Source organism: Ignavibacteriota bacterium, from assembly GCA_016713565.1.
Taxonomy (GTDB): Bacteria; Bacteroidota; Ignavibacteria; order Ignavibacteriales; family Melioribacteraceae.
The window spans coordinates 683,615-695,658 of sequence record JADJOX010000008.1 but is presented as its reverse complement, the minus strand read 5'-3'; the positions used below and the strand labels follow the sequence as shown (position 1 = coordinate 695,658).

12 protein-coding genes and 1 pseudogene are annotated in these 12,044 nt (G+C 29.5%); 2 read left to right on the top strand and 11 right to left on the bottom strand.

Annotation, left to right across the window (positions count from 1 at the left end; genetic code table 11):
• Window positions 1-39 precede the first annotated feature (39 nt).
• Both IPK06_17730 and IPK06_17725 read right to left on the bottom strand, forming a co-directional pair.
• The gene (locus tag IPK06_17730) at window positions 40-1,116 is read right to left on the bottom strand and encodes a DUF2345 domain-containing protein (protein ID MBK7981810.1); all 1,077 of its coding nucleotides are present in this window, start codon (window positions 1,114-1,116) and stop codon (window positions 40-42) included.
• A 392-nt stretch (window positions 1,117-1,508) separates the two neighbouring features.
• Window positions 1,509-2,252, bottom strand: a complete 744-nt coding sequence (locus tag IPK06_17725) for a metallophosphoesterase family protein (protein MBK7981809.1) — start codon at window positions 2,250-2,252, stop codon at window positions 1,509-1,511.
• Between the two features lie 373 nt (window positions 2,253-2,625).
• Between IPK06_17725 and IPK06_17720 the strand changes: the two genes are divergently transcribed.
• Both IPK06_17720 and IPK06_17715 read left to right on the top strand, forming a co-directional pair.
• The gene (locus IPK06_17720) at window positions 2,626-3,213 is read left to right on the top strand and encodes a Crp/Fnr family transcriptional regulator (protein ID MBK7981808.1); all 588 of its coding nucleotides are present in this window, start codon (window positions 2,626-2,628) and stop codon (window positions 3,211-3,213) included.
• Window positions 3,144-3,314, top strand: a complete 171-nt coding sequence (locus IPK06_17715) for a winged helix-turn-helix domain-containing protein (GenBank protein MBK7981807.1) — start codon at window positions 3,144-3,146, stop codon at window positions 3,312-3,314. The genes IPK06_17720 and IPK06_17715 overlap by 70 nt, the downstream gene beginning before the upstream one ends.
• A 313-nt stretch (window positions 3,315-3,627) precedes the next feature.
• On the opposite strand, the gene IPK06_17710 is transcribed toward IPK06_17715, so the two are convergent.
• From IPK06_17710 to IPK06_17670, 9 genes and pseudogenes are all read right to left on the bottom strand, one after another.
• Window positions 3,628-4,293: a hypothetical protein gene (locus IPK06_17710; GenBank protein ID MBK7981806.1), complete on the bottom strand. Its 666-nt coding sequence runs from the start codon at window positions 4,291-4,293 to the stop codon at window positions 3,628-3,630.
• 60 nt (window positions 4,294-4,353) lie between these two features.
• Window positions 4,354-5,097 carry a YceI family protein gene (locus IPK06_17705; protein MBK7981805.1) on the bottom strand — a complete coding sequence of 248 codons (744 nt, stop codon included), beginning with the start codon at window positions 5,095-5,097 and terminating at the stop codon, window positions 4,354-4,356.
• A 283-nt stretch (window positions 5,098-5,380) separates the two neighbouring features.
• Window positions 5,381-5,638: a hypothetical protein gene (locus tag IPK06_17700; protein ID MBK7981804.1), complete on the bottom strand. Its 258-nt coding sequence runs from the start codon at window positions 5,636-5,638 to the stop codon at window positions 5,381-5,383.
• An 11-nt stretch (window positions 5,639-5,649) separates the two neighbouring features.
• Window positions 5,650-5,805: a hypothetical protein gene (locus tag IPK06_17695; protein MBK7981803.1), complete on the bottom strand. Its 156-nt coding sequence runs from the start codon at window positions 5,803-5,805 to the stop codon at window positions 5,650-5,652.
• A gap of 35 nt (window positions 5,806-5,840) precedes the next feature.
• Window positions 5,841-6,047 (bottom strand): hypothetical protein, encoded by a 207-nt coding sequence (locus tag IPK06_17690; protein ID MBK7981802.1) that lies wholly within the window; start codon window positions 6,045-6,047, stop codon window positions 5,841-5,843.
• 329 nt (window positions 6,048-6,376) lie between these two features.
• Window positions 6,377-6,817: a C_GCAxxG_C_C family protein gene (locus tag IPK06_17685; protein ID MBK7981801.1), complete on the bottom strand. Its 441-nt coding sequence runs from the start codon at window positions 6,815-6,817 to the stop codon at window positions 6,377-6,379.
• A gap of 131 nt (window positions 6,818-6,948) precedes the next feature.
• The gene (locus IPK06_17680) at window positions 6,949-7,329 is read right to left on the bottom strand and encodes a hypothetical protein (GenBank protein ID MBK7981800.1); all 381 of its coding nucleotides are present in this window, start codon (window positions 7,327-7,329) and stop codon (window positions 6,949-6,951) included.
• A gap of 382 nt (window positions 7,330-7,711) precedes the next feature.
• Complete coding sequence (locus IPK06_17675) at window positions 7,712-8,629, bottom strand: SGNH/GDSL hydrolase family protein (protein ID MBK7981799.1); 918 nt, start codon at window positions 8,627-8,629, stop codon at window positions 7,712-7,714.
• Between the two features lie 19 nt (window positions 8,630-8,648).
• Window positions 8,649-11,337, bottom strand: a pseudogene (locus IPK06_17670) (hypothetical protein).
• Window positions 11,338-12,044: the final 707 nt, after the last annotated feature.

The window sequence follows — 12,044 nt, the reverse complement described above, 5'->3', positions numbered from 1 at the left end:
TAATCCATAACTTTTGTTCCATTTTTTCTGAAAATTTTATTACTGAATCTTATTTCCAGGTAAATTTGGACTTTTAATAACGACATTACTACTACCTTCAATTAAAATATTTGTTCCTTTTATTGTAATATCTCCATTCTTCAATAATGTTATTGATGCATTCCCACATTTTATAGATATTTCATCTACCGCTTCAAGGGTAATTTTATTTCCTGCACTTATTCCAGTATTCAAATTACTTTGTATATTCAAGTCTTTGCTAGATGCTAATCCGGCATTGCCTTGGCTTTGAATATTGAAATCTTTTCCCGACGTCAATCCTAAAAAATATTGACTTTGTATATTCAAATCTTGACCGGATATGAGTTGCATATTATTTTGACTTTGCATATCTAAAGTATTACCAGATAACAAAACTATATAGCTTCCACCTACCAAATTCAAATTATTTCCAGATTCAAAAGACATACTGCTGCCGCTTTTTACATTTAAATTAACCTCATTTAAGATATTGCCGTTTGTTAAATTATATCCATTCATGTTTATATCCTGTGTAGCAGTGTGGTTGCCAAGATTATCTCCTAATCCACTATTTAGCGCGGCTGTTGTTTGAATACTGCCATCGGGAAATTTAAATCCACCATTTGTAGAAAGTATCGTTCCATTCACTTCCAATTTTTCATGTGGATCTGTTGTGCCAATTCCAGTATTACCATTTCCAGGGAAAAAATTAGTTTCACCTTTTACCTGCTTGGAATTAAGACTATATGATGTTGAAGTTAATTCAATACGCGGCTTCATCTCGGACTCGTTTGATATAGTAATACCAAGCCAATAAGGATCGTCAAAAGAAAGGTTTAGCGGACTTACGCTACCTAGAATAGCATTTATAATACCATCAGTTACGGATAGATTTTGTGTTTCCTCCCAAATTGCTGTGTCCCCTAATAAATCGTCATAGACTTTAAATGTTATTAAGTAATCACCATTTGAAACGAGTTGCCCATTATTATTTAGCAAAATACCTTGGTAGCTCAGAGTCTTCGGTATTTGCGCTTGCAGAGAACTTGTATGTATTAAATTACATATAAAAAAAAGAATCAAAAATGATTTCATATTTTCTCCAGTTGCTTAATGCCTAATTAACATTAATCTTCAGGATATTATTAAAAGTGAGATTCAATGGAGGATTTTAAAAGGGCAAATAAAAACAGAATTTATCCTCATATCAACCTCAAGAAAAATAATAAGTAATTGTATTTGGAATGCAATGAGAATTTAATACTATTTATCTTATTTTACAATATTCGCTTTTTGACCAATACTCAAATTGATTTAAGTCAATTTGCTAATCTTTAATGAAAATAAATAACAGAGTGTTATGGTGTTCAAGCAATAGGCTTGAAAATAGGATTTGAAATAAATGTTCTATTGAAATATTTGAAATTATCTAAATTTTATTTTGTACAAAACTTAAATTAATCAGAACGGTAAAATAATTTTATTGGTTATAAACATCTACCAGTGGATAAATAAAAAGCCCAATCTTCTCTTCCTCTTTTCCTTGCTTCTTCAACTGCTTTTTCAAATTTGTACGGTATCTTTTTATTTGTTATTTCCCAGTTATCTTTTTGTTTTTCTATAATTGCATATGACGCATAAGGAATATTATTTTCCATTTTATGAACTGTTGGTTCATCATCTTTATATGCTTGCAATCCTACACTGCCAGGATTTATCACTAATTGTTTTGTACTTAACATCACATTACGAAATATATGTGTATGACCACATAAAATAATTTTTGATGTCTCTTTATATAAGAATTTTATAATTTCATCATCTTTTTTTAAAATGGGATAACCAGATTCAATATTTTCAAGAAGATACTCTAAATCACTTTTAGGTGTTCCATGACATAAATAAATTTCTGATGAAATTCTTTTCTCGAATGGCAATTCTTTTAACCAATTTAAGACTTCTGTTCCTAAAACATCTAAATTATACTGTAAAGTAGGGTATAGTTTAATTTCTGATTCTGATGCTTCATAAATTTGTCTATCTTGATTTCCACAAATTGAAATAATACTTTCGGTTGAAAGTAATTCATATGTCTCTTTTGGAGCAATTGGTCCATATAGAGTATCACCCAAATTTAAAATTAAGTCAACATTCTGTTTTTTAATATTTTGCAAAACTGCTTCTAAAGCAAAAACATTTCCATGTATGTCTGAAATTACTGCAATTCTCATTAATCTCCTTTGGTTTATAACAGCGGCACAGATTTCTCGACGGCCTATATTTTATTTAATTGCAAGTGATTTATTTTACAAAGCAGTCTTAATTTCAATTTGACAAAAACTGTAATTCACTTTTTCTTTGAAAGTTAATGATGTTCATGCAAATATAATTACTTTTTTTCTTTATTAGGCACCCCGAAAAGCTCGCAACGGAAATTGAAAAGAGTCCACGAATACAGAATAACAGGATACCTAGTGATATGCTTGGTGATGAGCTATGCTGTAAAGGATTCTTAAGGTGCTATTTAAAAAAGCTATGTGGTAAGGTACTTTGAATTTTTTCATAAAATATTTATATATTAACAACATTATAACGAGATTTTAAATGGCAGAAAAATCAAAACTTTGGTATTTAGAAAATTTCAACCTTTTTTCAAATCTCGATCAGAGCAAAATGATGGAACTTAATCAAATGATAAGCGATCATAATATAAAAAGTGATGAACCAATTTATTTTGCTAATGAGCCATCAAAAACAATTTACTTTCTGAAAACTGGCAGAGTAAAAATCAATAAATACCTTAGCGACGGAAGCGAAAAAATTATAGCAATTATAAATCCTGGTGAAATATTCGGTGAAATGGCATATCTTGATGAGGATCAAAGAACCGATTATGCTGTAACCGTTGAATCGTCTTTAATTTGCGCAATAAATAAAAATGATCTGGCCTCGTTTATTGAAAAAAATCCCGAACTTAATTTACGCTTAACAAAATTATTAGGGTTAAAGCTACGCAGCTTTTCGGAACGAATTGAAGATCTTATTTTCAAGGATGCAAATCAAAGAGTAGCATCCTTTATTTTACGTTATGCTGAAAAAACGGCAAAAAGGTCGGGGATCAAATATTTGTTAAACCTTTCCTTAAACATCAAAATATCGGCGAACTTACCGCTTGTTCACGTCAAACAGTAAATTACATTCTGACTGATTTACGAAATCGCGGTATAATCGACTTTGACAGAAGCAAGCTAATTATTAATAATATTTCCGAATTAAAAAATATTGTAATATAAAGTTTGTCACATTATTGGCAGATGAATTCCTCACAATAGTATAAATTTATGCTAAAAAAAAGAAAGTGATTTTAACGTTAATTATATCGGATAATTGTGAAGCTTGTAATAGAGCAATTAAATCGGTTAATATAATTTGGTTTAACAATCCCAAAATTACAGCTAAATTTGTAGATTGAAGGAGTTAGGATAAACTCAAAATTCAAATTATACCCGCGCTGTTTATAAATGAGGAATGGTTTTCATACGGTGATGTTGATGAAGAAAAGTCGTTGAATTAAATTAGTTTTTTTTTACTTTTCTATATCTTTAACTATATTTTTATTTCTTTAAATGATAAAATTTCTAATTCTCGATCTTCAAAAGGTTCTCTGAAATTAGTGTCTACATAATTTTTTATCATCAAGTCTCTATCGTCAAATAGATTTTCTATTTCATTTGTGTAAGCTTTAAAAATATTATTTATAAACTCAATTACTCTTTTGTCAATGTACAAATTGGGATCAATTGAAAAATTTTTTGCTAGCGTTTTAAGAATATTCGCTTTAACATATTTATCGCCGGTAACCCACCGATTAACAGTTGAAATACCAATAGGTTTTCCATCCTCGCTCATTGAAATTAGAACAAGATGCAACAGTTCACCATTTTCATCTGTTGCAAAAGTATGGAAATGTCCATATTCATTTTCTCTGTGAATATGAAAAAATACTTGATAACCAGTTTCCTCATCTTTTATACCACCATCATAGGGATAGTGTGTATAAGGATTATACTCATATTTCTTACCACTCATTATTTTCTTGACTAGATTTGACCCTTCATTTTTAAGATCAATAATAATTGAAATGATTTTTTTTACAAACTCATTACTATAAGTAGATAGAACATTTACATTATTTGCTATTACCATTTTACTAGTTACTAAAAAACTGCCAATTATTAAACCGCTTATTCTTATAAATTCTCTTCTTTCCATATTATTCTCATTAGGAAAGTGGAAGTAAATTACTTACTCCCACAATTTTTGATAACTTTTTTATTTCTTTGGTGCGCAAGGATTACATGGATTTGCTTTTTTTTCACTCGATTTTACAGCACATGGATTGGATTTATATTCACTTTTCTTTGTTCCGCAAACTGCACAAGGATTCATTCCTGTATTTGCATCGCTAGCTACAAAATTTGTACTAATTTTTACAACTTCATTCAATTTACTTACTACCATTGATGGAATTTGAATTCCGTAATCAGAAAGTTTTATATCAAATTCTGCATTTGCAATTAATAAATTACCTGCAATTCTCGCTTTAGTTTTTTCGCTTTCTTTGTAGTATGTTAAATTTGCCTGAACTTCAATATCTTTTGTGATTCCATGAACACTAAATTTGCCAACCAAAGTTGCATTAACTTTTTTACCATCAGTTAATTTATTTGAGGAAGCATTTTTAATTCCGGTTAATTGAAATTCTGCATTTGGAAATTTTTCGGCATTAAGCCACATTTCACTTCTAAGATGCTCATCTCTTAAATCAATTCCTGTTTTTATATTATTGATTGCCACTTTAATTTTTCCATTTGTATTATTTGTTATATCATTTGGATTTATCATAACCGTTGCATCAAGTCCGCTTGATAAACCGACAATCTTTTCAAATGGTGCGTCAGATATAAACTGTGCTTGGTTTCTTCCATCTTTAGAATCTACGGTAAATGCTTGAGCAAAAAGATTTATTCCAAATAAAAGAAATACAAATAATGATTTTAATGAATTTTGTTTCATTTTAATTTTCTCCTTTAATTTATAATTTAAGCTGCTTTTGTTTCTGATAATGGTTCTGCTTTTGGAAAATCAATTTCCGGTTTCGCTAATCTTCCCATATAATTTGAAAATGTTTTTTCTGCTAAAATTGCCACTAATTTGACTAATGAGGCTTTTTTGCAATTCCTTTGACTGTTACAAAAATTTTATTTTGTTGACGATAATTTATGTACTAGTACATTTATAGTCTGTCAAGATTTTGACAGTTTGCAAAATTGATTTCTATCAAATATTTAAACTGCTATTATTTCCTTTGCTTCCATAAAATTGTGATGATAATTGCTGATAATATTCCAATAAATCCGGTTGTATAATCTAATCCCAACACAAATTGATTTTTCCAATCTTTAATTGACGTTCCCATTAGTTCGTCTTGTTTTTCAATCATTATTTGTGTTTTTGTAAAAATTTCACCGCCGAAACCAATCCATATAATTAAGGCTGCTGTTGTAATTATCAGCCAAACAATTAGCGTTTTCTTTTGATTATTATTTATTTTCATTTCAACTCCACTTAAGCGGTTACATTAACAACAACACTTTCAGGTTTGTAAATTTTTCCTAACACTCCTCCATAAATTATATGTCCAATTAAACTTGCCATTGCAACCATTATTGATTCGGAAAATAATCCATCAGAATAACTTCCACCGCTCATTAAACTCATCATTGGCATTACCATTATTTGAGCAATAAACCAAGGTATTAAGCCGAATAATGCACCGGTTTTAAATTTGGTTTTTTATTTAATGCACTAATAAATATTGCGCCGAAATTTATTGCAAGAATTTCGCCTACCATAAAATGTGCAATCCATCCAAAAATAATTGGCGTGCCCATAGTCTTTGCCAACATTTGGGGAATATTCATTTCAAAGCCCATTAGCGGTGCCATATAAGTAAATATTGTCATAGCAGTTGTTGCAAATGCGCCGGCTATTAAAGCAGATTTGATTGAGAATTGTTTTTCATGTCTTTACTCCTTATTTGGTTAATTAAATTTCTTAATCAAAATTAAGGAGTTAAACTAGGCTAGACTGTCAAGAATTTGACAAACTTTAATATTGCAAATTTTTCAAATAAAAAATATTATAAGAAACTACAATATGTTAAATCTCTATCTTAATTTATTTTATTTAATAAAATTAAATGAAGAATTACACTGATTCTGATTAGTATTTAGTTATTATCTTATTGCTTACGCTGGAACAGAAGTGGTTAGTCAATTTATTAACACTTTTTTCAAATTATTTCTTCAAGATAATTAATAACAGTTGACATACATTGTTTGCATACTTTATTCTTTAAATCTAGTTCTTTGAATTTATTCTTTCCAACTTCCGTATTTAAATCATTATCATCTAATAATTTTCTACAAAGATATGTACCATGAATTTTTGTAAAGTTATCCATTAGCTCTCTAGTCTTTAAACGCGTAAGTTCAATTTTTTCAATTCCTCCATTTGAATCATTTCCATACTTCAATCCCATAGCCATTATGCCTCCTGTAACCGTTCCGCAAACTTCCCCTTTTCTTCCCATTCCCCCGCCAAAACCGCATGCTATTTTTAAGGCTATATCTTTTTCAATTTTCAATTCTTCACAAAACGAAAACAAAACAGATTGCGAACAATTAAACCCATTATCAAATTTTTCTATTGCTGTTTCAAGATGATTTTTCATTATCTATCTCCTGTATTTTCTTTTAATCTTTTACCCTATCCACTTAATACCTTTGACTTTGTTACAGTGTAATCTTTCAACTAGTTGTCCAGTATGATGTTGGATATGTCTAATGTTATATAAATGACGATTTAACTCATTCCCGGAATCCAATTAAATTCACTTATTTTATTTTCTTCCATTTCGCTGATTGATATTTCAACCTTTTCTAATATTGCTTTTAGATATTCAGTCAAAATTTCTTTTGAATAAATTTCATTAATGACAATCGGTTTATTATCATAAGTAAAATTTCCCAAGCAATTATAGTTTTCTTTATGCTTTGACCATGTTGTAAAACTTTGAGGATTTTTTGATAAATATAAAGAAGTATAAAAAAGCGTATGATAAACAATCCGCCAAAATGAATTTTCATATTCTTCGTCTATCCATAATTTATCAGGACACAATTCTATTGTACTAAAAAGCATTTTTAATGCAGCGTTGTATTGAGAGACAATTTCAGATTTCATACAGTAATATTGATAAAAAGTATTATAAAAAATTACTAACCAAATTAGTAAAATTATCAATTAAATCTAAACAAGCTCAATCTCTATATTTTATATCCTAATATCCAATACAACGTTCAATATTTTCGTCTAAATCCCAGGATAAAAAATATTTCTTCATTTTTTAAATTAATTCAATAAGATACTTTTTTGGAATTTTCTTTTTTCCATTCATGATTGCAGACATTGGAATTATGCATAAATTTTAAATAAATAAAATTTCAAGAATGGCTTATTTGTGATTATTTGTATTCTTGAATAAAGAACTAGCAGTAAATCACTTAAACTAAAATAAAAGTAATTTGTAACAAGTAGATTAAGGCGAAGAAAATTAAGAGTTTTGTTATTGCTTTAATAATGCCTGTATCTGTTTATTAATTTCAACACATTGAGTATTAGCTTCAGTTATAGGTAATCCAACTTCCATACCTGGTCTTTTGTGACCAATAAAGGTAAGCCAAGCGTCTTTAACTATCTTTTGCCGTTTCTCGATTAGATTTAAAATAGCATCACCATTTTCATAATTTGATAAGGCATTTTTGATGTCCTTTGCATTTGCAAATTCTGTCTCTCCTAAATATAAAAGAATTTGTTTGGTTATGATAAAATGACCAATTTCATTTGGATGGATTCCATCATCAGCAAATAAGAATAATGAATCTGTAAGGCGTTGCTCTTCTAAATATTTTTTCATTGGCCAATGAATATCTATAACTTCCCAGTGTGAAGTATAACGGCAACTTATAAGCCAATCTGAATAAATATCAAGAACGTTTGAATATGCTTTTCCTTTTCGCTCATCAAATACAGGGGGAGTTATAAGCAATAAAGATGTACCCGATTTTAATATTTGATCATGTAACCAACCCATCCCTTCTTTATATTTATGAAAACGATCTTCATCAAATGGCATATAAATACCATCATTCATTCCATAACAAGCTAAAACCAAATCGGGTTTTATTTTTACTAGAAGCCTTTCTAATCGTTCATGTAAATCTGGACGCGCAAATTTTCCATCAGCATGATTAGGTTCCGATAATCCTGAGACAGTTTCACTTGGTAATCCAAGATTGATAAATTCAAAATGTTTTTCAGGATAAAGAATTGAAAAGTAAGCATCTATATATGAAATATATTTTCCCGAATATGTTATACTATTTCCTAAAAAAACAATTCGTTTAACGTCATTAGATAATGAATAAGGCTGCGCGGTACAAGGAATTTGTAATCCAAGTAAAACAAATATTATAAATCGCATAAAATATTCTAAAAAAATATTACTTTAATAAAAAAGTTAATGGTTGATTTGCTTTTATATTAAAACTAAACTCATTTTCAACAATATCTATACCAAAATCGTCAATAACTTCTTCACGTAAATTACATAAATACGCTTTATCAAATTTTGAATTTTTGGGTAATGTAACTGTACACAATCCATCTTTACCAGCTTGTTCCCATAATCTAATCAACATGTTTTTCTTATCGGTATCTTGTTTTAATGAAGTTAATAAAATGCCTTTTCTATTTAACTCAATTCCGTTCTGAATTATCGGTTTTGAGCCTTCTTCTCCATCAAAATATACGCCTTTTAAAGGAACCCGGGTTTCTTCAGAAAATGAAATAAAATTATTTTCCGGATCATATTCGTTATAGCTCCATATATAGAGTTTGGAAGAAAACGATCCCTCAATCCACTCAGTGAAATTAGTTCCCCATTGGTTATTGTACAAATTCACAAAAACATTTCCATTAGTCAATTCTTTTTTCTTTGAAAACTTGAAAAGTCCTTTACTATCAATACTGATACCTGGAGAAGATGGACTATTTAAGACAACGCCGAATTTAGATTTATCAAACATTGTCATAGAAGTATTTATGAAATAATAATCTTGATTTGATTGTTCAATAAGTTCTCTTTGAGGATCAACAATACCCCTGTTCTATAAAGTCTATATTCAGGTTTTCAATATTAAATGGAAAAGATAACCAACCGGCTTCAGGCAACGGATTTGGTTTCTTTCCATCAACTCCCCAATTTATCTCAACGTAAGGCTGGTTTTCATATAGAGTATAAGTCACATAATATTTTTGTAATTCAGAATTATTAACTTTGCCAATAACTGTTGCACGAATAGCATTTCCCATATTTTTATAAACTACTTTTTCGCATTCACCTTTATAAATTATATCTTCATTAAACGGAACATTTGATCTTATCATCTCATCATTTGCCCAATTTTCTGCTCCTGGTTTTACATAAGCTTTATTATATTTATCAATAGTATTTTTACCCGGAATTTCAATTATGTACTGCCCAAATCCTTCGGGGTAATTTTGATTAACTAATTCTTTATTATTCGTTTTATCATAAACTGAAATAAGTGCACCATTTATAATATTTATTTTTATGGAATAATACCGATTTTCTAATGAATTATTTTTTTCATCAAGTTTAAGCTTAGAATTAAAAGTGAGGGGTTCTAAAATTGGTATATAAGTTTTGTACCCCATTGGCGGTATTGAATCGGCGTCAAATGAAATTAAATTATAATCTTCATAAACAGGAATAATTTTATCATTTGATAAGTCCTTTAAACCATAAACACTAAAAGACTTTTTATAAACTCCAGCAAAAAATTCAACTCGTCCACTTCTTTTCCAAGGTAAAGGATTATACACAACAACTCTTTTCCCGTTAGTTTTAACTGAAGCCGCAAGACAATTAAGTTGATGTTTCATAATAAGTGAAATAATTTTTCTGTAGTTTTTATGCGGTTCGCTTTTTTCCGTCCATGTTCCTTCAATGTAGTCATAATTTCCCAGCGATTTATTAATTTTGAATTCTTCATTAAATGCCCAATTTTGTTGGTTCCCATGCGACATTGCGGCACCAAAAGTATGTTCATCATATAAAATCATATTTTCAACCGCATCATCAATATATTTTGTTATATCGGTATTTTCAATATCCCATAATTTCAATTGAGAATTTAATATTTCTGTGTTATAGGTTTCACGCTGAAAAAATTTACTTAATTTGGTTTCTCTTGGTAAGGACAAATATCCATGAATCCATGTATCCGGCATATCTTCAGTTATAACCGGGAGATTCGGTTTCTCTTTCATCAATAGGTCGTAGAAATCTGAAAGTCTGCCTATTTTAATATTTACATTCGGCATTTTCTCTTTTGCAAATCGCAATAATTCTCCAACTTCTTTTGGATTAGGAGCTCCAGTATTTTCATGAGTATGAATCATTGCGAGCCATGTTTTATACGGCCAATTAGGTGGTGGTAAAATTCCCGAGCCATAATATTCAGCCCAATATAACGTTAATAATTTTGAGCTGTCTGGTCCTTGCCACCAAAATAAAGTTGGAACTTTTGGCGAAGCAGAACCTGGATTACATCCGATATGCAGAAAATCAATTCCTGCATTTTTAAGCAATGTTGGTAATACTCTTGAATGACTGGGCACATCAGTTAGTTTAGCATCTCGTGCTTCTGGTAATCCGAACGATTTATTAATTTTTGAAGAGAATGAAAGACCTCTTACAAGCGTCTCCAAGTCACTGGCTTCCGTTTCAATTGTTGCTGGCAAAGCATGTGGAATTATGCGCAATTCTTTAATTGCTTTTTCAAGTCGTTCTTTTCTGTCTGTGGTGCTGTTTTCCAACATATATTTAAGCGGCCAACTTGGAATTGTCCAAACAAACTGTTCTGATTTTGGTAATCTTGAAGTCTCTTCAATTGATTTTATAGTTTTATCTAAAAGTTCATTGGTATATTTTTGTAAAACTCCTTCAGCCCAATTTGTATATCCAATATCAACGTGCATTTTGAAAACAACAACAATATCTGTTACATTATTTTTTGAACTACCATCGCTTAATTTTACACTGCTGATTTGTCCAGTAAGGGTTGATACAACAAACATAATTGAAAATAAGTATTTCTTCATAATTTTAATTCGCATTTATAATTAAATAAATTACATCGAAAAATATTCAATCAAAATTCAATATTTTTTCTACCAATAACAAGTCTTTAAGAACTTTATTGCTGTTAAGTCGGTAAAGAGAATCTCCAAATCTTTAAAGTTAATAAGGATGATATTTTGTTGGTAAGTGCTTCTTCAAGTAGACCAAATGTTTTATCCACAAGATGGTGTTTGTTTACTTTTTTGCAATTACACTCAGCATTAACATTATTGCTAACAATATTGCCATTAACATAGTAATGCTCCTTTTTTGTTTTTGATAGTGATTAGTTGGTTAATAGTTCGATTTGAAATGAACGTTGAAATAATTGTGTATATAATATTTTCATGATATGATGACTTTAAAAATTTCAGGAATATATTTTCGAAGAAGGATAATAGATTTAGTGGTGGAAATACAAATTTTATCCGGCGCGCCGGAAACATGAAAGATTTTCTCTTTATCTCAATTTTTTTAATTCTAACTAAGGAAATCTGGAAAGCCATTATTTACTATATTTACATTTTCTTAAATTAACCACTATTCTTTTTTACCCAGAAAGAATATTAGCTGCAGAGGAAAAATATTCTTTTCTTCATCGGTTTGTTTATTATAAAATTACTCCACAAGAGAAATAAGATCATTAAAATCTAGTAACTTTCATGCAAATGAGAATCTTTTGCGGTTTTAT